The sequence below is a fragment of the Pleomorphomonas sp. PLEO genome, from assembly GCF_041320595.1.
In the GTDB taxonomy this organism is placed as follows: domain Bacteria; phylum Pseudomonadota; class Alphaproteobacteria; order Rhizobiales; family Pleomorphomonadaceae; genus Pleomorphomonas.
The window spans coordinates 3213153-3234646 of the sequence record NZ_CP166625.1 but is presented as its reverse complement, the minus strand read 5'-3'; the positions used below and the strand labels follow the sequence as shown (position 1 = coordinate 3234646).

Sequence of the window (21494 nt, the reverse complement as noted above, 5' to 3'; positions counted from 1 at the left end):
GCCGTGCCGATAGGCCTCAGCCCTTGCGCAGCGCCCGATATTGCGTCGGCGAACTGTCATGCACGCGCCGGAAGCAGCGCGAGAAGTACAAGGGATCGTCAAAGCCGAGATCGGCCGCGATCGCCTTCACCGACTGGTCGGTCGTGTCGAGCAGAAAGCACGCTCGCTGGATTTTCAGACGAATGAAAAAGTCGAGCACTGTGAAGCCGGTGCGCTTCTTGAACACCGCCGCCAGATGCGACGAGGATAGATTGGCTTCACGCGCCAACTCGTCGACCTTCAGCGCCCGACCGAGATTGCCCTGCATCACGTCGATCACCCGGCGGATACGCTGATCGAGATTGTCGTCTCGGTTGGGCGAGCGATGGCGCAGCACCACGAGATGGGTCACGAGCTGGCCGAGTGCCATCGAAGCCGACAGGAGATTGTCCGGCGTGTAGCCGCGACCGAGGATCGACAGCATCTTTTCGAACAGCGTCGGGATGGCCGGATCACGCCCCGGGTGGAGCAGCGGATCATCCGGATCGAGCTCGAGCAGTTCCGGCAGCAGCGCCACCTTGGCGCCGTCAAGGTGAACCCAGTAGATCGTCCATGGATCGTCGGGATCGGCGCCATAGGCGTGCGGCGCGCCAGCCGGTGCCACCAACGCTTGGCCGGGGCGAATGCGCAGGCTGGTATCGCCCACCCGTGCCCAGCCACCACCGTCAGTGCAATAGATCAAAACCGACTGAGAAATGCCCTCCGGCCGCTCGACAAAGTGCCATTGGGCCCGTGGATAGTGACCGACGTCGCTCGGCAACAGTTCGATCAGCGGCCGACCTTCCAGCCAGCCGGACACCACCGGTCGCGGCAGTACGATGGATCGCTGCCCCGGAAAACCCTCCTTGATCCGCTGTTCGCCATCTTCGGTCATGGACCCAAGCTATCAGAGGATCCTCCATGATGTCCATCGTTCCCGCTATTCACGACAGAGAGGGCGACGCCTAGCGTTCCGACAATGACAAATCCCTCGCTTCGGGATGGGAAGGAACGCGCCATGAAACAAGTCGAACTCCCTAGAGCGCCAGCGGCGCTCACCGGGCCGGTCAAGGCGTGGTCCGAGCCCCTCGTCCTGCCAACCTATGAGCCGGCCCCGGCCGACCGCAATCCGATGTTTCTTGAGAAGCGCGTCTTCCAGGGGTCGAGCGGCCGCGTCTACCCGCTCCCTTTCTTCGACCGCATCAGTTCGGAGCTGCGCGACAAGACCTGGACGGCGCTTCATATCGAAAACGAGTACCTGCGCGTCACCGTGCTGCCGGAACTCGGCGGCCGCATCTATGCCGTCGTCGATAAGATCAACGGCTACGACCTCGTCTATCGCAACCGCGCCATCAAGCCGGCGCTGGTCGGCCTCGCCGGTCCCTGGCTGTCGGGCGGCATAGAGTTCAACTGGCCGCAGCACCACCGCCCCAGCACCTATATGCCCACGTCATGGGAAATCGTCGAAGAAGCCGACGGTTCGCGCATCATCTGGCTCAGCGAGCATGAGCCGATGAACCGCATGAAGGGCATGCACGGCGTGCGTCTCGGCCCTGGCAAGGCGTGTCTGGAGCTGGCTGTGCGCCTGCACAACCGCACGGAGCTGACCCAAAGCTTTCTCTGGTGGGCCAACGTCGCCACCGAGGTCCACGAGGATTACCAGAGCTTCTTCCCCGAGGACGTCCACTTCATCGCCGACCATGCCAAGCGCGCCACCTCGGCCTTTCCCGGCTGCGAGGGACACTATTATGGCGTCGACTATGCCGGCCGCGCCAAGGCAGGCGTGCCGTCCGAGGAGACGCCGGCGCAGTTCGTGCCGAAGCGTGGCTATGCGCCCAATGATCTGCGCTGGTACGCCAACATTCCCGTGCCGACCAGCTATATGTGCCTCGGTTCGCGTGACGATTTCTTCGGCGGCTACGACCACGCCGTCGATGCGGGAATCGTCCATGTCGCCAACCACCATATCTCACCCGGCAAGAAGCAGTGGACCTGGGGCAACCATGACTTCGGCTATGCCTGGGACCGGAACCTGACCGAACCGGACGAGAACGGCATCTATTGGCCCTACATCGAGATCATGGCCGGCGTCTACACCGACAACCAGCCCGACTTCTCTTTCCTCGCTCCTGGCGAGACCAAGACCTTTTCGCAATATTGGTACCCCATCCGTGAGATCGGCGCCGCCGCGACCGCGACCCTCAAGGCGGCCATCGGCCTGAAGCGCGAGGGCGCCAAGCTGACGGTCGGCGTGCAGGCAACCGAGGCCGTTGCCGGCGCCCGCGTGATCATCTCTGCTGGTGACCGGACACTGACCGACACGTTAGCGGACCTCGATCCGGCCAAGCCGCTTCTCCTCGCCATCGACCTCACCGGAGACATCGGTCCAGATGACGTCCGCATCGTTGTCAAAAAGGGCGACGCCGTACTGGTCGAGCGCCAGCCGACCGACCGAGGTGAGGTGATCGTGCCACCGCCAGCGACCGAACCACCGCCGCCCGAGGAGATCGACAGCGCCGACGAGCTCTGGATGACCGGTGTTCATCTCGACCAGTACCGCCACGCCACACGCCCGGCCGACATCTACTGGCGCGAAGCGATCCGTCGCGACCCCGGCGATAGCAGATGCAACACCGCCCTTGGCGTCTGGCATCTTCGACGCGGCGAGTTCGCAGCGGCGGAAGCCTGCTTCCGCAAGGCGATCGAGCGACTGACGCGCCGCAATCCCAACCCGCCGACCGGTGAAGCGCATTACCACCTCGGCATCGCCCTGCGCTATCTCGGCCGGCAGGATGCCGCCTATGACGCGCTCTACAAGGCAACCTGGAACGCCGCTTGGCGTGGACCGGCACATTTGGCGCTGGCTGAAATCGACGGCACGCGCGGCGCCCTCGAAGAGGCCCTTGCCCATATCGATGAGGCGCTGCGCCACGACATCGAGAATTCCGTCGCCCGAAATCTCAAGGCAGCGCTGTTGATCAAACTCGAGAGAACGGCTGAAGCAGATGCCTTGCTTGCCGAAGCGCTTGCCCGTGACCCGCTCGACGCTCGCGCCCGCGTGCTAAAGGGCCTTCCCCTTCACGGCGACGACCAGCTCCACCTCGACGTCGCCATCGAGACGGCACGGGGCGGATTCGTTGCCGACGCCCTCGCTCTCCTTGATGCCCGCATCGCCGCCGTTGGCGCCGCGACCTCGCCACTGCTCCACTATCACGCCGCGGCTTTGGCTTCCCGACTCTGCCTACCGGCCGTCCGGCATCTCACAGCCGCCGCCAAGGCATCGCCTGACTATTGCTTCCCCGCTCGACTCGAGGACATCGCCGTGCTGGAAGCGGCGATCGCCGCCAATCCCGCCGACGGCCGCGCGCCCTGCTACCTCGGCAACCTCCTTTACGATCGTCGTCGCCATGCCGAGGCGATCGCCATGTGGGAAAAATCGGTTGCCGTCGATCCCTCATGGTCAATCCCCTGGCGCAACCTTGGCATCGGTTCCTTCAACATCGAAGGGGCGTCGGACAAGGCGGTCGCCGCCTATGACAAGGCGCTCGCCGCAAACCCGCGCGACGCGCGCCTCCTGTTCGAGCGCGATCAGCTCTGGAAGCGCATCGGCCGCTCACCGGCCGAGCGGCTCACAGAACTGGAAACCAGGCTTGACCTCGTCGCGACCCGTGATGACCTCAGCGTTGAACTTTCCGCTCTTTACAATCAGCTCGGCCAACCGGAAAAGTCGGCACCCCTGATCGCCGGCCGCGCCTTCCAGCCCTGGGAGGGTGGAGAAGGACTCGCCCTCGACCAGTGGGTGCGCAGCCACCTCAGCCTCGGCCGTCGCGCGCTGTCCGCCGGCCGGCCAGACGAGGCGGTGGCCAAGTTCGAATCCGCTCTCAACCCGCCGCAGTCCCTCGGCGAAGCGCGCCATCTCCTCGCCAACCAGAGCGACGTGCATTATTGGCTCGGCAAGGCGCTTGCCGCTGCCGGCCGCGACACCGAAGCAAAGCGCTGGCTGACGCTGGCCGCCGAATTCGCCGGCGACTTCCTCGGCATGGAAGTGCGGGCCCACTCGGAAAAAACATTCTTCTCGGCCCTGTCGCTCACTGCTCTCGGTCGCAAGGCGGAAGCTGAGAAGCTGCTCAGGGATCTCCGCGCCTATGCCGAGGAGACGATGGCAAGCCCGGCGAAGATCGACTATTTCGCCACCTCGCTGCCGACCATGTTGCTGTTCGACGACGACCTGCAGCTGCGTCGTCGCGTCTCTGCCCACGTCATGCTCGCCGAAGCGGCCATCGGCCTCGGCGACACCACAACCGGCCGCGAGCATCTTCAGACAGTCCTGAAGCTGGACCCCAACCACGCGCTCGCCGCCGACCTCCTCGGCGATCTTCCCAATCGCTGAGGAGGTACAAATGCACCTGCTGCGCCTTCGGACGGATGTCGCCGAGCTGTTACTGTCGACGCAAGGCGCCGCCGTTCTTGGTTGGAGCCTCGATACGGACACCGGCAGATTTCCCTTGTTGCGTCCGGCCCGTCACGACGGCAACGGCGCCCCCGACGAGACGGCAGCTTTCCCGCTTGTGCCCTATGGCAACCGCGTCGGCGGCAACACCTTCTCTTTTGCTGGCCGCGACTATCAACTCGTGCCCAACGCTGGCGACCGCTATCGCCTGCATGGCGACGGCTGGCTGTCCGACTGGACCGTCGAGGCGGCAACCGACAACAGTGCGACGGTCGCTCTGAGCCATACGGCCGACGAGAGCGCCCCTTGGGACTATCTTGCCCGGCAATTGGTGACCCTCGACGGTTACAGGCTGACACTGACGCTTTCGGTTGAGAACACCGGTCGTGATACCCTACCCTTCGGCCTCGGCTGGCATCCCTATTTCCCGCTCACTTCACGCACGCGACTGACGGCACCCGCCTCCTCCGTCTGGCTGGAAGGTGCCGATCATCTTCCCACCGAAGAAGTGCCGCTCCCCGCCAATCTCGATTTCCGAAAAAAGGCGCCGGTGCCCGCTCGTTGGATCAATAATGGCTTTGAGGACTGGAACGGCTGCGCGCGCATCGACTGGCCGGAACGCGGCCTGACGTTGACCATCGATACCGACCCAATCTTCTCCCGCTACGTCGTCTATCGCCCCGACACTGCCCGCGACCCAGCCTTCGCTGGCGATTGGTTCTGTTTCGAGCCAATGACGCACACGGTGGACGGATTCCACATGCCGGGCATGGGTGGACTGACGCCACTTCGTCCGGGTGAACGTCTGGAGGGGCATATCAGGCTGGAAGCATTGGCGCTGCAGACCGGCTACCAACGGGCGACAGGGAAAGACTACCCCGGCCCCTGATCGAATGGTGATGAGCGCGCGTTGCACTGTTACCGGCTTCAGCAGCCGAGCGGACGCGGGGACCAACAGAGTTCGAAGCCGCAGCCCTCGCACGAACCGGAGGATGATCGCTGCTGGTGTCCGAACGCTTATCCGGATCCCTCGCCATCATTGCCTTCATTGTGGAAAATGCTCCACATGCGTTTCGGCAGTCCGGCCGAAGTAGACCACTCGCCGCCCCAGGAAGGACACCAGATAGCCGGCGCAGCCGGCTGCTTTCGCCTTCGAGCAAAACTCTTGGTAGCCGTAGTCGGGTCCGTTTGACTGCGCCCAGCGGACCAAGGCCGCAACCGTGGCCGCCTCGAAAATCTCTGCCACCGAACAAGATGAGGCCGGCATCTCCAATACAACGCTGTCGCCATCTGGCAGGTAGTAGGTCTGAGTGCCGCGGCGGTAATCGACCGTGTAGCTTTCAAAACCGGCAGCGATCAACTCGCCGACAATCTGAGGAAAACTGAGACCGCCGTCATGAGCAGCTTCAAGACAGCGTCGGGCAATGGCAATCCGCTCCGCGTCCATGGCACAGATCCTTTCGTGCTGGGTTTGTCGGCAAGCAATCCGGCGGGTTAGTCCACCGGAACCGTCTTCAAGCCCCGCCTGTCGGCGAGGGTCCGCAAGAGATGGTCAAGCGTCGCCCGCTCGTCCGTGCTCAGAACGCCAAAATAGTCGGCGTCATTGTGGTCGGCGAGCGCCGCCAGAACCGGCACCTTTTGGCGCCCCGCCGCGGTCAGCGACAGGCTATGCGCCCGCCCATCATCGGGGTTGCTGGCGCGGGCGAGCAGCCCCTTTTCAATCAGCCTCTCGGCGAGCTTACTGATCGCACCCCGCGTCATTCCCATTCGATCGGCCAGGGCCGAGGGGGCCATCCCCTCGGCGTCATAGAGCGCGCGCAGGAAAGTCCATTCCGCCACTGTCACGTCCTCCGTCGCGGCTCGGCGAGCGAAATCCTGCGACACCGCATTGGAGACCATCCGTAGCCAGTAACCAGTGTGCACCGTCAGGTCCGAGACCTCAGCCATACCTACCCTCACTTAGTTGACTAGGAACCTAAGCGAGGGTAGTTTCCTAGTCAATAAAAAATGTACCGACTAGTGGCAAAGCCGACCTCCGCCGGAAGAGGAAATTCCAAGCCGGTGGCAGTTTGAGAATGATCGCCGCCGGCCAGAGCGGACAGAATTCAGGATCAACAGAGCTCGAGACCGCCGCGCTCACCCGAGCCAGATGACCGCTCCCCGTACCTAAGAATTGGCCGAGGTGCGCAAGTTGAGCCGAAAGGAACAGCCCGCATCCCATAAATACCCGCCAGACATGATCGCGATTGGAATGGAAATAACTCCGGCGCTGAGTTAAGCTATCGGCTAATAGCGTGTGCTGCGTGCGCTACGGGCATCCCGGAATTGACGGAGACTTCAATCAACCTTCCATCCAAGGGAGCGAGAATCTATGTCTTCGCCGATCTCTCCACGGCACATTCGGTCAACTCTTCGACGGTTTCTCGATAACGAAGCGTCGGGCGGTCTCATTCTGATGGCCGCCGCCGTGTTGGCGATATGGACCGCCAACTCGCCACTGGCGGAGACCTATTTTCATATCCTTCATGTTTATGTCGGCCCTCTCAGCATTCAGCATTGGGCCAACGACGCGCTAATGGCCGTGTTCTTCTTGCTGGTTGGGCTGGAGATCAAGCGCGAGATGCTGGATGGCCAGCTTTCGAGCTGGGGCCGGCGAATCCTGCCCGGCGCGGCAGCCGCCGGAGGCATGCTGTTCCCGGCCTTGTTTTATGTCTTCCTCAATTGGAGCAATCCGGCTGCGCTGCGCGGTTGGGCCATACCGACAGCAACCGACATCGCCTTCGCCCTCGGCGTGATCTCGCTATTCGGATCGCGTGTCCCGGCATCGCTCAAGATCTTTCTGGCGGCATTGGCCATTATTGACGATCTCGGCGCGGTCATCGTCATCGCAGTGTTTTATACGGCCGAACTGAACATGCTGGCCTTGGGCGGCGCTGCCATCGTTGTTGCAACGCTCTATGGACTGAACCGGGCAAAGGTGGTGGCCCTGTGGCCCTATCTCACGCTCGGTATCCTGCTCTGGTGCTTGGTCTTCGCGTCGGGCATCCACGCCACGCTGGCAGGTGTGATGCTGGCCATGATGATTCCGTTGAAGCCGACGCCGGGAACGCCGGAAGCCCTGTCCGCGGAATCCCCGCTTCACCGGTTGGAAAATTTGCTGCACAAGCCGGTTGCCTTCGTCATTGTTCCGATCTTCGGCTTTGCCAATGCTGGCGTTTCTTTGGCTGGCGTTTCAATGGCCGTCTTTGCCGAACCGATCACCATGGGCATTGCCATGGGGCTGGTACTGGGGAAACTGGTGGGCGTTGTCGGAACCGTGGCTCTGCTGGTGAAGCTCGGTCTTGCCCACCTTCCGGCAAAGGCGAGTTGGGGCCAGATGATCGGAACCGCCTTCCTGTGCGGCATCGGCTTCACGATGTCGCTGTTCATCGGACTGCTCGCCTTTGGTGATCCAGCCGTTCAGGACCACGTCAAGATCGGCATCCTCCTCGGCTCGGTCGTGTCAGGCATACTCGGAGCGATTTGCTTGGCGGCCTTCGGCCGGCGCAAGGCGTATACTGAAAGCTGAGCGCCGCCTGCCATTGATTGATACGCCAACGCCCGAACGGTTTTCCGTTCGGGCGCCAAACACTATCCCTGCACCGGCGGATACCCCCGCCAGTTCACTTCCGCCCGAGGCCAGTGCTGCGGACGTTGTCCAGCAGTACGGCGAGCAGCAGGATCAGGCCGCGCACCAGATATTGGTAGAAGGCCTGAATGTTGAGGAGGTTCATGGCGTTCTCGGCGATACCGAGGATCAGCACGCCGACGATGACACCGACCATCGCCGCCCGGCCACCGGCCAACGACACGCCGCCGAGCACGCAAGCCGAAATAGCCGACAGTTCGAGGCCGGTCGCCGCGTTGGGCTGGCCGGAGGTGATGCGTGAGGCCAGGAGAATGCCAGCCACCGCGCAGACGAGCCCCTGGATGGTGAAGATCCAGATGCGCATGCCATCGACGTTGACGCCGGCGAGGCGCGACGCTTCAGGGTTGCCGCCGATCGCCAGCGTGTTGCGGCCGAATACCGAGCGGTTGAGCACGAACCCGAACAAGCAGAACAGCAGGCCCATGACCCAGATCGGCGTGGGGATGCCCAGGAAACGCGACAGCGCCAGCTGATAGAAGCCGGGATCGTTGATGCCCACCGCCCGACCATCGGATGAAATCAGCGCCAAGCCGCGCACGATCTGCATGGTGGCGAGCGTTGTGATCAGGGCGTTGATCTTCAGTTTGGCGATGATGGCGCCGTTGACGAATCCGACGAAGGTGCCGCAGGCGAGCGCGGCGATCAGACCGATGATGATCGAGCCGGAGGCGTTGGAGGCCATCACAGCCACCATGCCGGTGAAGGCGACGATGGAGCCGACGGACAGGTCGAAGTCGCGCGAGGCGAGGCAGAACATCATCGTGCACGAGACGATGCCGATGGTTACCACCGACTGGAACAGACCGAGCATGTTGCGCTCGGTGATGAAGCTCGGCACGAAGACCGACACGGCCGCGAAGGCGATGACGAAGATGACGAGGAGACCCTGCTCGCCGAGCAGGAGACGTTTCAGGAAGGCCATCACGATGCTTTCTTGTTCGGCTCGCCAGCCGTCCGGTCCGGCAGGGCCGAGGCGAGAATGGCGTGTTCGTTGAATTCGGCGCGGTCGTAGTGGGCGGCGATCCGCCCCTCACACATGACGACAACGCGATCGGAAATACCCATCACCTCCGGCAGTTCGCTGGAGACGACGACGATGGCCAATCCCTTGTCGGCGAGGTTATAGAGCAACTCGTAGATCTCAGCCTTGGCACCGACATCAATGCCGCGCGTCGGCTCGTCAACGATCAGCACCTTGACGTCGGTCTCGGCCAGCCAGCGGGCGAGCAGCACCTTCTGCTGGTTGCCTCCGGAGAGATTGACAATCTCCTGCTTGGCCGAAGGGGTACGAATGCGAAGGTGCTTGATGAACTCGGCGGCGGTATCCGCCTCGCGCTTGGGGCTCAACACGCCGAAGGGCGAAAAATGGCGGCGGGCGGAGACCACGATATTCTCCCCGACCGACAGCCCCTGGATGATGCCATCGAACTTACGATCCTCCGAGCAGAGCACCAAGCCTTGCCGGATCGAACGACGCGGGCTCGATCCCGAGCTGTCGAGACCATCAATGGTCACCTTTCCGGAATGACGGGGATCGGCACCATAGACGAGGCGCATCAGTTCGGACCGCCCGGAACCGACCAGTCCGAAGAAGCCAACGATCTCGCCGGCCCGCGCCTCGAAGTCGATGGGGCGCGGTGATTTCGATCCGGTAATGCCCTCGACCTTCAGCCGTACCTCGCCAGCGGGACGCCCGCGCCAGCCCCAGATATCTGATATCTCACGGCCAACCATCTCAGCGACGAGGCTGTCGCGCGTCACATCGGCCATGGTCGGATGGTGGGCGGCAAGCTTGCCGTCGCGCAGCACAGTGCAGCCATCGCAAAGGCGGAAAATCTCGTCGAGGCGGTGCGAAATGTAGATGATGACTTTGCCCGCGGCGCGCAGTTCGCCGATGATCCGGAACAGGACCTCGCTTTCCTGCGACGACAGCGAAGACGTCGGCTCGTCCAGGGCAATGACGCGGGCGTCGAGCATGATCGCCTTGGCGATCTCGATCATCTGCCGTTCGCCGAGCGACAGTTTCGCCACCTTGGTGTCGGCGTCGACCGTCAGACCGATATCCCTCAGGCGCCGGTTCACTTCGGTCTTCAACGACCGGAAATCGATGATGCCGGCGCGGTTGGGAAAACGGCCGAGCCGGAGGTTTTCCGCAACAGTGAGTTCGGGGACCAGTTGCAATTCCTGGTGAACCACCACCACGCCGGCAGCGAAGGCGTCGCGCGTGGAGGAAAAATGCTGGATGGCGCCCTCGATCGAAATCTCGCCGCTATCGGCTGAGGTATCGCCAGAGAGAATGCGGATCAGTGTCGACTTGCCGGCGCCATTTTCACCGATCAGTCCGTGAACGGAGCCCTTCGCCACTCCGAAGGAGACGTCCGACAGTGCCTTGACGCCGGGATAGGTCTTGGAAACGTTGGAGAAGCTCAGAAAGTCGGCCATGTCCTCGCGCCTTGCTGGGAAGCCGGCGATGGAAAACCGCCGGCTCCATTTCGTGTTAGCAGCCTAGCGGCCTCATTCGATGCCGAGGCTCTTGCGGACCTCGACATAGGTGTCGCGCAGCGCCAGTTCGCCAGATGTCAGCGTCAGGGCCGGCGGCTGTTTGCCGTTGGCAACCCAGTCATACATGTTGAGCGCCGTCTCGTAGCCGTGGCGCTTCGGGGAAATGATCACGGTGCCGAAGAAGCCGGTAGCGGCGGGCTTCTTGAACTCGTTGATCGCCGAGTCCGCGCCGCCAATACCGACGCCGATGAAGTTGTCCGGCGTGATGCCGACAGTCTCGGAAGCGCGAACCGCACCGAGCACCGCCTCGTCATTGAGGCCAAAGGCCACCCAGTGCTTCACGTCCGCATGCTTGTTGAGCACCACGGTGGCGGCGTTGAGCGCAGCCTCGGTATCGGTCTTGGCCTGCGGCGCGTCGAAGATATTGGCTTCGGGGAAGCCGGCGGCCTTCAACGAGGAAATGGCACCCTGGACGCGGTCGACGGCGGTGGGCAGCTGGTCATAGGAGACCCGGATGGCACCAACGCTCGCCAAGTCCCAGCCGCGCTTCTTGATCTCGTCAGCTATGGATGTGCCCACGGCCTCGCCGATCTTCAGCGCCGAGATGCCCATGTGCGGCACACTTTCGATCGGCGTTCCGTCTGCATTGACGAGGCGATCGTCGACGGTCATCAGTTTGAGGCCGTTGGCTTCCGCCTTGGCGACGATGCCAGGTCCGAGTTTGACGTCCGGCGTACAGATGATGAAGCCCTGCGCGCCCTGGGCACCGAGATTGTCGATGGCCGACTGAACCTTCTCGCCATCCTCGGCGCCGATCTTCACCAGCGTGAAGCCTTTTTCCTTGGCGGCGATGTCGGCGAACTTCCACTCGTCCTGGAACCAGGGTTCCTCCGGCTGCTTGACCACGAAGCCGATCTTGACGTCGGCCGCGTGGGCCGCCGCCGTCAGCGCACCGACGGCGATGCCGACGGCAGCGAAGCTCTTCAGAATGCGAAGCATGGCGTTTCCTCCATTTTCTCTTCAACGATCGCTCGCCAACGCGGCGCGCCTTTCGCTACCTCAGGCGACCTTCCGGCGGAACTGGCCGGCATCCGTCATGGACGATTCCGTGCACCCTGCCATCGCAGGATAGCCCGGCTCTTCCGTACCGGCAGAACGTGTGGCGGCGATGCGCCATCGGAAACCGTGATGAACTGGGCAAAGATCAAGGCCGGATGCGCCCGACGAACCCGGGCCAACCAGCCAAAAGCCTCCTCCAGATACCGCCCTTCTCCGCCCTGTCGTCTTTTCGGCTGCCATGCGTCGTTCCAGCGGCCATCCCACCGCCGGCCGAACCGGTCGCACCACACCTCTCGCTCCCTAGGCAGGGACGATCGTGTGCGGCGAGAAATAACCTAGGTGGCGGATGTCCTCGCGGGAATGGCTGCATCCATGAATTCCATGGACGAAACTCTTAAGACGCCCGAGACTTCTACCTTTGGCGAACTGCCCCAGAAGCGAAGTCCACAGCGCCATCGCGCACGCGGCGGCGGCCCTATTCTACGCAGTTATCCGGAATATCGCCGGCCTCGTCGCCGTTGACCTGACCGGCACGACTGCTTACCCTTTGCTGACAAGGACTTGCAGACAGGGGAAGCCATCTTGACTGAACAGACAACCGTTACCGTCGGCGTCATTGCCAAGGAAATCGGCGTTTCAGACGCCAAGGTGAAGAAGGCGATCGAGACGCTCAAGATCGAGCCGGTCGGCAAGCGAGGCATCTGCAAGCTTTACGCCTCCGATGTCATCGAAGCCGTCAAGAAGACCCTTGCCTGATCGTCAATCGACGCGGGATTTGGCGCTTACGTTTCATCCGCGGCCGCCGCGGTCACGAGACACCATATGCCGCCGAGGATAACGAGGCTGCCGATGATTTCCTTTGCCTTAAGCGGTTCGCCAAAGACAATCCACGCCATCAACATCACCAGCACATAACTCGCCGCCGAAAGTGGAAATGCCAAGCTGAGGTCCAGCTCCGCCAGAACGGTCATCCAGACGACGAAGCAGATGATTTCGGCGACGACCGCCGCGGCGAACCAGGGCGAGGCAAGAAGACTGCCAAACCAGCCCGAACCCACGGCGGACGAAGCGGCATCCGACGCGCCGAGCTTGAGAAACAACTGCTGCAGCGTGTTCAGAACGGGGATTGCCAGCCAGGTTGTCCAAAGCCATCTGGGCATTAATCGGTCTCCGACCGTTCATCGCCAGGCGTTGCGATGGCGAGATATGGCGCCGCGAACCGCAATGCGCGCTGGGTCACCGGATTGGAGTGACGGAAGAACATGCTGTTGGCGCCAAGCCGGCTGCCGAGGCGGACCTTGTTCTTGTAGTAAGCCTGGCCACTCTGGTATCGATCCAGACCTTCCTTGAGGCAGTATTCGACGTTGTCGATCCAGCTCAGGTAATAGAGATTGAAGGGCCGCCCTTTCTCGACATCCATACAAAAGAATTTGTCGATCAGGGTGCGCTCGCTTCGGATCAGGAAATTTGTGGCGAGCAGCTCATCCCCGACAAAATACAGCGTGACAAACGATCGTCCCGGCATTCCCGTCAGCATTCCCTCGAAATAGGCAGGCGTGAGATCCTCGAATTGCCAGTCGCTGCGCTCGCGCGTCTGACGATAGAGTTCCATGGCGCGGTCTCGATAGGGCCCGAAATCGGTTCGCCGTTCGATACGCACACCGCCCCGCGCTTTGAGCTTTCGGCGTAGATCCTTGCGCGTTGCCGCCGAGAGGCGTGCGAAATAGCCGTCGAGATTGGGAAAATCGACGTCGAGTACTGCCGTCGGCAACCCGGCCATTTCGGCATAGCCTCGCGCGGCGATCGCATCCTTGAGACCGTCGGGAAGCGGTTTTGGAATATCCTTGAGCGCAAGGAGCGCGCAGCCGGCGGCAAGAGCGTGGGTTTCAAAGGTGGCGACGAGAGAGCCAAACAGGTCTGCCCGGCGAGCAGCTGGAATATCCGGATGAAAGCCGGGGTACCCCGTCTCGGTGCAGGGCGACCCGAGACACGCGAGCGGAAGCAACAGGAAGCTGGACCAGATGCCGCGTAGACGCATCACTGTGTCGCGAAGCCAGCGATTGTCCAGCGTCGTCTCCAGGCCATAGCGGGTCATGAACGCCGGCATGGCGACAACAATTTGGTTACCAGCTCTTCCGATGACATAGCGAAACTGAAAGCCCGGGATACCCGCGCGTTCGACCGCGAGCAGGTAGTCGTACCCCTCGGCCTCACCGGGGAAGCATGCGTTCCATTGCTCGCGGTCGATGGCGGCGAGATCGGCATAGACCTCGAATACGAGTGCCTCAGCCCGTGTGGCAGGACAAACCAACGCATCAAGCGGCATGACAGGTCTCGAAGAAGTTGGCGGTTTGCTCGGCAACGTCGCGGTACTGCCGGTCGACATGGATCATGTGATAGCTGTCATCGATGAAGTGCAGCTCGCTGGGACCGCCGATGTGCGCGTGGATATATTGGGCATGCTCAGTACTCGCGAGATCATCCTCTCGAGAATGCACGATCAGCGTCGGCGTACGGATGAGCGGAAGGCGCCGCCGCATCTCCTGCCCCAGACGGTGCATTTCCACCAAGCTGCTAGCAGGGAAACGCTCGAGAATCCCCTCGGCGGAAGCTCCCGCCACAAGCCGTCGGGCACGCTCATCCTTGATCCCGAGCGAGGGGGACTCATCGAATTCGAGCAGCCCAACAAACGGGACCTTCGAAACCCACGAAATCTGGCGAGAAATAAACGCCTTGAACCTCGGAATGGCCCAACCATCGTAATTGAAACATGGCGAGTAGAGACCGACGGCGCGCACGGTGTCGGATTGCCCTTCCGAGGCCATCAAAGCCAGTTGGCCGCCGACGCAGATGCCCGCGGCATGGAGCCTGTCGACTTCCGGTGCAAAATCGGCGATGGCCTCGCGCACGCTATCGAGCCAGTTGCGCCAGTTCGTACGGCGCAGCGTTGCCGCGTCCTTGCCGTGCCCAGCAAGTAGCGGCGCGTAGACGCTGTAGCCGCGACGCCAGAGCTGACGGGCCACGAGCCGCATTTCCGATGGTGCCCCGGTGAGACCATGGACGAGAACGACGCCATTTCCGCTGTTGCCCGGCATGAAATAGGAACGGGAATCGCCTGCTTTAATCTTCATGATGATACGTTCCGCATGTCTAGAGACCCGCCGAGCCGACTGTGGCGACACCAATAATCACCAAGGCCACGCCAAGTGCGTGGCGCCGGTTGACGCGCTCCCCGAGGAGAGTGGCACCCGCGAGAGCGATGGTCGCGTAGCTCGCCGACATCAGCGGGAAAGCGATCGACAAGGGCGCAGTGCCGAGCACCCAACACCAAGCGACGAGTTCGACAGACCAGAAGAGGACGCCGAGTACCGTTGTCGGATTGAGGAATACCTTGAGGCCAAAGGCGTATTTCCGCGCTGCGAACTTGAAACAGACCTCCCGGCCGGTTTCGGTAAGAATGCAGAACCCGATGACGCCGACCTGCGTGGCCGTCAGCTCGCCGATCATGGCATCATCGCTCCGAAAACATCGAGGAGCGCGTAGTTGGCGGCGCTGTTGATGTTGATGATTTCAGCGTCGGGCGGTGCGTCACGCGGCTGGTCGATAAGGCTTTCGCCGAGCTTCATCAGCCGTGTCCAGGCCCCGCCCCCGTAGCGGGGGCGCGAATAATCACCCGTCACGTCCGCTCCAACGACTCGGTGGCGCTTGCCTACTTCACTCAGGAGACGAAGGACATCAGTAAGCCTCATCTGTCCTTGGTCCCAATTGGTCACGGCGTCCCAGGAGCATAAGACATCCTTGTCGAGGCTGATGTAGACCGCCTCGGTATCGATGCGAGCCATCAGCAGTTCGAGAAACCGGTCGACGCCCAATTCTCCGATGGTTCGCCAATGCAGATAACCCGACTTCTGTTCGAAGCCGCTTCCACCATCTAGGCGCGCCCTCACGCGGCTGGGCGAGTGATCAAAGGGATAGAGTTCGAGCCGGCCGCGCGCCAACAGGTCGAGGTTTGCACCCTTGCGCTCTGGCGACTTCAGGTCGTCGCTGCACACCCCGACGGTGATCACTCTGGCCACCGCCGGGTGGTCGGCTACGCCGTTAATCCAAGAGCCACAATGCAGGCCTCCGGAGAAGCGCACCCAGTCGGGATGGTTGTCGATATGGATGATCGTCACCGGCTCGGTAGAGCCATCGAGCGCCAGGTCAATCAACAAGCTGGAGACGTGATGAAAGTCTCCTGAGCCCGTAAAGCAGAGCTTCGGTTCATTCTTCGCCCCAGCGAGATTGATGCGCAGGCAGCGGTGGAGATCGTCCACCACCGCCTGTCGCGCCCAGAGACGAAAATTCCGCCCTGGTTCGCGAACATCGATTTCCCCGCAGCCAGCCATCAGGCAGGTCCGCACGAACTCGGCCTGCGCCTCCAGCGCCTCGTCGAGGTGAAGCAGGAACAGCTGCATCGCCTCACCTCCGCTCGGCGCGGTCCAGCAACCTGTCGAGCAACTCGAGGGCGAGATCGATTTCGCTATCGGAAATCATCAGGCTCGGCGCCAGCGTAATGACGTTCTTATGGTAGCCACCAACGTCGAGGACGAGACCATAGCTCCGGCCATCGACCATCATGTCGCCCTTCATGCCCTCGTCGACCATCCAGTCGAGAGTCGCCTTGTCGGGCATAAAGCCGTCGGGTCCGCAGATCTCCATCCGCAATGCCAGACCCAGACCATCGACGTCGCCGACGATCGCATGGCGGCTCTTCAGCACCTCAAGTCCGTCCAGGAAGCGCTTGCCACGCGCGGTAACAGTGGCGCCAAAATCCTCTTCGCCGATCATGCGGAAGGTTTCGAGCGCCACAGCCGTGCCCATCGGATTGGACGCGAAGGTCGAATGGGTCGATCCCGGCGGGAAGACCGTCGGATTGATCATCTCCTCGCGAGCCCAGATACCCGACAGCGGGTTTAGCCCGTTGGTGATCGCCTTGCCAAACACCAGCACATCAGGCGAGACGCCGAAATGCTCGATCGACCAGAGCTTGCCCGTGCGGTAGACGCCCATCTGAATCTCGTCGACCACCAAGAGGATGCCGTGCTCGTCGAGAACCGTCTTGAGTTCGCTGAAAAAATTCAGCGGCGGGATAACGTAGCCGCCTGTGCCCTGAATCGGCTCGACGTAGAAAGCGGCATACTCGGACTGGTGGGTCTTGGGGTCCCAGACACCGTTGTATTCGCTTTCGAATAGACGGGCGAACTTCTGAACGCAGAGGTGGCCGTACTCCTCCTTCGACATGCCGCGCGGACCGCGGAAGTGATAGGGGAACTCGATGAATTGCGCCCTGTCGCCAAAATGGCCGTAGCGGCGGCGGTAGCGATAGCTCGAGGTGATCGCCGAGGCGCCCAGCGTACGGCCATGATACCCGCCTTCAAAGGCAAACATCAGGCTTTTGCCCTGGCAATGATTGCGCACCAGCTTCAGCGAATCCTCGATGGCCTGGGAGCCGCCAACGTTGAAATGGACGCGGCCCTTGTGCCCAAATTTGCGCTCCGCATCCTGAGCGATGAGCGCCGCCAGCTCGACCTTTTCGCGGTGAAGGTATTGCGAGGCGACCTGCGGAAGCCTGTCGAGCTGCCGGTGAGCGGCGGCATTGAGACGCTCGTTTCGGTAACCGAAGTTGACCGCCGAATACCACATCTGCAGATCGAGATAAGGCACTTCGTCCCGATCGAAAAGGAAAGACCCTTCGCAGGATTCGAAGAACTTGGGGGCCTCCGCGTAGTGAACCGTATCACCATAGGAACAATAGCGCCCTTCAAGGGCACGCAAGTCGTCCTCGCCAGGCGCAGTATCAGTTACGGTGGTCTCAAGCGATTTCAGCATGGATTTCTCCAATTAAAGCTGTTGGGAAAGAGGAAGCAGGTGGAACGACGACTGCGGTGACCCGGCAAGTGAGAGGGTCATGTCGAGCACATCGAAGAAATCGGCATAGACGGCGTGCGGGATCGCTTCGCGGCGGCAATAGGCAGCGAGCTTTCCCTTGGCGAACACCATGCCGGCGCTGCGGGCTGCACAGAAATCGGAGCGGCCATCTCCGATGAAGACGTGCGGAGCGGCTCCCTTCAGAACCGCGCATTTGCACACTCCCGAAGCAAAGCGGCAGTCCGCCCGCGCATGCGGGAAGGCAAGATCGAAGCCGGACTCCGTCACGATCAGGCGGTTTGCTACGATCCTGATGCCGGAAATTTCGTGCAGGGCGAGCACACGGCGGATGAAATGGTCGACGCCGTCGCTGACGATCACGACCTCAATTCCACTACGGTCGCAGAACCTTTTGAAATCCCGGAAACCGGGGTCGATGTCGACCTGCTCCAGGAATTGGTCGATCTCGTCTCGTTCGGCACGGATCAGGCGGACCTGTTCCCGCATGCACTCCGCCGAGTTGATCGTACCCGCTTCCCAGCGCGCCTCGATGTCTCGCCACGCAGGAAGGGCGAAGCGGCCGAGAACGAGATCGGTAACGTCCTCAGTCGCAATGGTGCCGTCAAAATCGCAGAAGGCTAGCATGTCATGGTCCCAGACTTATCTGAGACCCGTCTACGCCCCCTCGATGAGGCCTGCCTGAGGGGAGGATGAAGCCAAACTGAAGGCTATCACCGTCACGCGGCGACCGCCGGCATGATCAGTTCGACCCGCAAGCCATACCCCCAAGTCGGCGTGGATAAACCAACCTGAATGCCGAGGCGCTTGGCAATCTCGGCAACAATGGCCAACCCGAGCCCCGCGCCGTCACGATCACTGGCCGACACCCGATGAAACTGGAGAAATACCGCTTTCCTCTGGTCCTCAGGGATACCGGGACCACGGTCGTCGATGACAAGCCGCCAATAGGCGCCAGCCGGCGCGATTTCAACGCGGATCTCGCCGCCATCGGGTGAATACTTGATGGCGTTATCGACGAGATTGTCGATCAGCAGTCGCAAGAGGAGCCGATCGGCGTTCACGGAGGCAACTTCACTTCCGGCAAGCTCAACTTCAAAACCGCGGTTGCCAAGAATGGCGCCAACATCGGCAAGCGAAGCAGCGGCGACCTCATAGAGATTGATCGCTTCCAGGCGGAGCGGCTGATGGCTCACGCGCGCCAGATGCAGGAGCTGAGCGATCAGATGCATGGCCCGCTCGTTGCTGGCCACGAGATCTTTCATCAATTGCTGCCGCTCGTCCTCGTCCGTCGCCTTCTCGAGCATTTGCAACAGAAGCTTGATGCCGGCCTGTGGCGTCCGCAACTGGTGAGCGGCGAGGTCGGCGAAACGCCGTTCCAAGGTCAGCGAGGTATCGAGCTTTTGCATGAATTGGTTGAGAGACCGGACAAGCGGTAGGAGATCGCTCGGCATGTTGTTTATGGCCAACGTCGACAGATCGTCAGGCGTTCGCGAACGAATTTGTCTCACCAGCCCTCGAATATGGCTGAGCCCGTTATTGATCACCAGCCAGGTCAAAAACGCGATCGCCGGCACCAGCACCAGAAGCGGCAGGGCTATGTCCAGAAGGATATTGCCGACGAGGCCTTTTCTCAGTGCGATCTTTTCGGCAACCTCGACGACGATCCCGGTCTGCGCAATCGGCAGAGAATAAACACGCCACTTTTCGCGGGCGAATGTGTAGTCCGCAAAACCCGCGCCGAACTTCGGGACACTTGCCGGGAAAGCGTTGCTGCTGACCATGGCGAGCGCGTCGGCTTTCCAGGAACGGAAGGCGTGCGCATCAGCGTAATCGTCCGCGTCCTGGTTGAGTGCCAATTGGTTACCCATGGAAAAATCAATGTCGGGCACTTCCGCCGGCACTGAAAAGTCATTCTTCTCAAGGTGCCCCTTGAGAAGGATCCAAAGCGTATTGGCGTCGTTGATAAGCTCGGCGTCGTAGATGTTTTCGATTTCACGCGTGGCGCTGCGATACGCCAGAGCGCCGACGATCAGGATGGTGGCCATCAGTGTGGGGAGGATGCGCCAGAACAGGCGCTGGCTGAGCGTCACGACATCACCGCTCAACCATATAGCCAACGCCCCGGATCGACTTGATAAACGACGAACCGAGCTTGCGCCGGAGATTATAGACAGTAACCTCGATCGTGTTGCTCTCGGTTGTCGATTCCGCGTCGTAGAGAGCATACTCGATGTCGGTTTTGGTGACGTAACGGCCAGCGCGCTCCATCAGGAGGCGCAGAAGATGGAACTCCTTGGCCGGCAAATGCAGCGTCTCCCCGCCACGGCGAGCGACAAGCGCCGCCGGATCAAGTTCAACATCGCCCGAGACAAGGAGTGTCACAGCCCGCCCCTCCCTCCGCCGGGTAAGCGCGCGAATGCGGGCCAGGAGTTCATCGAGGTCAAACGGCTTGACGAGATAATCGTCCGCGCCACCGTCGAGCCCCTCGACGCGGTGCTTGACGCTGTCGAGCGCGGTCAGGAACAGAACCGGCGTTTGATTGGCCTTGGCGCGCAAGGCGCGCACGATGTCGAAACCGCTCATCTTCGGGAGGTTCACATCGAGAACAGCCATGGCATATTCGTTGTCCTCGCACGCCGCCAAGCCGGATTCCCCATCGCTGAACCAGTCGACGCCATACGCATGCTTTTCGAGCGCGCGCTTAAGCGACGGGCCGAGAATATGGTCGTCTTCGACAAGAAGAATACGCAGCTTGTCACCTCTCACCACACGGCTGTCGGAGCAGTATTGCATTTGCCAACTCTGGATGGCACTGCCCACTCTGACCTGCTGGAGGCTTTCGCGATAAGGTTATGCGGCCACAGCCGGATCGTCCAGCGGGCTTACTGGCGGATGGGGCGTTTTCGGTCGCAGCCCCCCTTACGGAGGCAATCCCCATTGCGGAACACACACGGAACATGTTAACTCTGTTCGTGATTTGTACCGAATCGCGCTACGGCGCAACCGACGCCGGCCGACCAGCGGGGACCAGACGATGCTCACGCGCAAACAGCTCGAACTCCTGATGTTCATTCATGAGCGTCTCAAGGAATCGGGCGTGCCGCCGTCCTTCGACGAAATGAAGGATGCGCTGGATCTCAAGTCCAAGTCCGGCATTCATCGTCTGATTACCGCGCTGGAAGAGCGCGGCTTCATTCGCCGCCTGCCCAATCGGGCACGCGCACTGGAAGTGATCAAGCTGCCGGAAACCATGCAGCCGGGCATCGGCCGGGCTCGCAAGGGCTTCGCGCCGGCGGTCATCGAAGGCGACGGTGGTCGCAAGCCTTCGTCGGCAAGTGCCGCCGCGCCGTCGCTGGATAGCCGCGACACCGTGCCGGTTCCGGTCATGGGGCGGATTGCCGCCGGTGTGCCGATCGCCGCCATCCAGACCCAGTCACACATCTTGCACGTGCCGATCGACCTCATTGCCGGTGGAGAGCATTACGCCCTCGAAGTGCGCGGCGACTCGATGATTGAAGCCGGCATTCTTGATGGCGACACCGTCGTCATCAAGAAGTCCGACACCGCCGATTCCGGCGATATTATCGTGGCGCTGGTGGATGATGAGGAAGCGACGCTGAAGCGTCTGCGGCGCAAGGGCGCGTCGGTCGCCCTTGAGGCCGCCAATCCGGCCTATGAGACGCGCATCTTCGGCCCTGACCGGGTCCGCATCCAGGGCCGCCTCGTGGCGCTGATGCGCCGCTATTAATCCACTTTTCAAAGCGGCTTGAAACGCGGGCTGACGGTTCCCGGGAAGCTGTGCTTGTCTTTCATCCCCGCGGAGGGCGCGTACCTGGGCGCCGTAGG

At 61.7% G+C, this 21494-nt stretch carries 20 protein-coding genes; 5 read left to right on the top strand and 15 right to left on the bottom strand.

Features of this window, described 5'->3' with window-relative positions; genetic code table 11:
• Positions 1–16: 16 nt before the first annotated feature.
• Positions 17–913: a helix-turn-helix domain-containing protein gene (locus tag AB6N07_RS14955; protein ID WP_370673877.1), complete on the bottom strand. Its 897-nt coding sequence runs from the start codon at positions 911–913 to the stop codon at positions 17–19.
• 123 nt (positions 914–1036) lie between these two features.
• On the opposite strand from AB6N07_RS14955, the gene AB6N07_RS14950 reads away from it, so the two are divergent.
• Both AB6N07_RS14950 and AB6N07_RS14945 read left to right on the top strand, forming a co-directional pair.
• The gene (locus AB6N07_RS14950) at positions 1037–4408 is read left to right on the top strand and encodes a DUF5107 domain-containing protein (RefSeq protein ID WP_370673876.1); all 3372 of its coding nucleotides are present in this window, start codon (positions 1037–1039) and stop codon (positions 4406–4408) included.
• A 10-nt stretch (positions 4409–4418) separates the two neighbouring features.
• A complete protein-coding gene (locus tag AB6N07_RS14945; RefSeq protein WP_370673875.1) occupies positions 4419–5357 on the top strand; it encodes an aldose 1-epimerase in 939 nt (312 codons plus the stop codon).
• A gap of 156 nt (positions 5358–5513) precedes the next feature.
• Here AB6N07_RS14945 and AB6N07_RS14940 read toward each other — a convergent pair whose 3' ends face one another.
• Both AB6N07_RS14940 and AB6N07_RS14935 read right to left on the bottom strand, forming a co-directional pair.
• Positions 5514–5915 carry a DUF1398 domain-containing protein gene (locus AB6N07_RS14940; protein ID WP_370673874.1) on the bottom strand — a complete coding sequence of 134 codons (402 nt, stop codon included), beginning with the start codon at positions 5913–5915 and terminating at the stop codon, positions 5514–5516.
• Between the two features lie 47 nt (positions 5916–5962).
• The gene (locus AB6N07_RS14935; protein ID WP_370673873.1) at positions 5963–6415 is read right to left on the bottom strand and encodes a MarR family winged helix-turn-helix transcriptional regulator; all 453 of its coding nucleotides are present in this window, start codon (positions 6413–6415) and stop codon (positions 5963–5965) included.
• Positions 6416–6839: 424 nt separating this feature from the next.
• Here AB6N07_RS14935 and nhaA point away from each other — a divergent pair, with 424 nt between their 5' ends.
• On the top strand, positions 6840–8036 hold the full coding sequence (gene nhaA / locus AB6N07_RS14930; protein ID WP_370673872.1) for a Na+/H+ antiporter NhaA: 1197 nt from the start codon (positions 6840–6842) through the stop codon (positions 8034–8036).
• 94 nt (positions 8037–8130) lie between these two features.
• Here nhaA and araH read toward each other — a convergent pair whose 3' ends face one another.
• The 3 genes from araH to AB6N07_RS14915 all read right to left on the bottom strand — a co-directional run bounded on the left by araH (position 8131) and on the right by AB6N07_RS14915 (position 11657).
• Positions 8131–9078, bottom strand: coding sequence for an L-arabinose ABC transporter permease AraH (gene araH, locus AB6N07_RS14925; RefSeq protein ID WP_370673871.1), 948 nt, complete (start codon positions 9076–9078; stop codon positions 8131–8133).
• The gene (gene araG, locus AB6N07_RS14920) at positions 9078–10598 is read right to left on the bottom strand and encodes an L-arabinose ABC transporter ATP-binding protein AraG (protein WP_370673870.1); all 1521 of its coding nucleotides are present in this window, start codon (positions 10596–10598) and stop codon (positions 9078–9080) included. The genes araH and araG overlap by 1 nt, the downstream gene beginning before the upstream one ends.
• A 72-nt stretch (positions 10599–10670) precedes the next feature.
• Positions 10671–11657, bottom strand: a complete 987-nt coding sequence (locus AB6N07_RS14915; RefSeq protein WP_370673869.1) for an arabinose ABC transporter substrate-binding protein — start codon at positions 11655–11657, stop codon at positions 10671–10673.
• Between the two features lie 642 nt (positions 11658–12299).
• On the opposite strand from AB6N07_RS14915, the gene AB6N07_RS14910 reads away from it, so the two are divergent.
• Positions 12300–12473 (top strand): hypothetical protein, encoded by a 174-nt coding sequence (locus AB6N07_RS14910; protein WP_370673868.1) that lies wholly within the window; start codon positions 12300–12302, stop codon positions 12471–12473.
• A gap of 26 nt (positions 12474–12499) precedes the next feature.
• On the opposite strand, the gene AB6N07_RS14905 is transcribed toward AB6N07_RS14910, so the two are convergent.
• From AB6N07_RS14905 to AB6N07_RS14865, 9 genes are all read right to left on the bottom strand, one after another.
• The gene (locus AB6N07_RS14905) at positions 12500–12877 is read right to left on the bottom strand and encodes an EamA family transporter (protein WP_370673867.1); all 378 of its coding nucleotides are present in this window, start codon (positions 12875–12877) and stop codon (positions 12500–12502) included.
• Positions 12877–14043, bottom strand: coding sequence for a GNAT family N-acetyltransferase (locus AB6N07_RS14900; RefSeq protein WP_370673866.1), 1167 nt, complete (start codon positions 14041–14043; stop codon positions 12877–12879). Before AB6N07_RS14900 ends, AB6N07_RS14905 begins: the two co-directional genes overlap by 1 nt.
• Complete coding sequence (locus AB6N07_RS14895; RefSeq protein ID WP_370678249.1) at positions 14033–14848, bottom strand: alpha/beta hydrolase; 816 nt, start codon at positions 14846–14848, stop codon at positions 14033–14035. The genes AB6N07_RS14900 and AB6N07_RS14895 overlap by 11 nt, the downstream gene beginning before the upstream one ends.
• A gap of 19 nt (positions 14849–14867) precedes the next feature.
• Positions 14868–15224 carry a permease gene (locus AB6N07_RS14890; RefSeq protein ID WP_370673865.1) on the bottom strand — a complete coding sequence of 119 codons (357 nt, stop codon included), beginning with the start codon at positions 15222–15224 and terminating at the stop codon, positions 14868–14870.
• Positions 15221–16174 (bottom strand): arginase, encoded by a 954-nt coding sequence (locus tag AB6N07_RS14885; RefSeq protein WP_370673864.1) that lies wholly within the window; start codon positions 16172–16174, stop codon positions 15221–15223. The genes AB6N07_RS14890 and AB6N07_RS14885 overlap by 4 nt, the downstream gene beginning before the upstream one ends.
• A gap of 4 nt (positions 16175–16178) precedes the next feature.
• Positions 16179–17588, bottom strand: coding sequence for an aspartate aminotransferase family protein (locus AB6N07_RS14880; protein ID WP_370673863.1), 1410 nt, complete (start codon positions 17586–17588; stop codon positions 16179–16181).
• Positions 17589–17600: 12 nt separating this feature from the next.
• Positions 17601–18272, bottom strand: coding sequence for an MtnX-like HAD-IB family phosphatase (locus AB6N07_RS14875; protein ID WP_370673862.1), 672 nt, complete (start codon positions 18270–18272; stop codon positions 17601–17603).
• A 92-nt stretch (positions 18273–18364) separates the two neighbouring features.
• Positions 18365–19738 carry a sensor histidine kinase gene (locus AB6N07_RS14870; protein WP_370678248.1) on the bottom strand — a complete coding sequence of 458 codons (1374 nt, stop codon included), beginning with the start codon at positions 19736–19738 and terminating at the stop codon, positions 18365–18367.
• Between the two features lie 4 nt (positions 19739–19742).
• Positions 19743–20399 carry a response regulator transcription factor gene (locus tag AB6N07_RS14865; RefSeq protein WP_370678247.1) on the bottom strand — a complete coding sequence of 219 codons (657 nt, stop codon included), beginning with the start codon at positions 20397–20399 and terminating at the stop codon, positions 19743–19745.
• Between the two features lie 283 nt (positions 20400–20682).
• Between AB6N07_RS14865 and lexA the strand changes: the two genes are divergently transcribed.
• Positions 20683–21396, top strand: coding sequence for a transcriptional repressor LexA (gene lexA, locus AB6N07_RS14860; protein ID WP_370673861.1), 714 nt, complete (start codon positions 20683–20685; stop codon positions 21394–21396).
• The last annotated feature ends 98 nt before the right edge of the window (positions 21397–21494 follow it).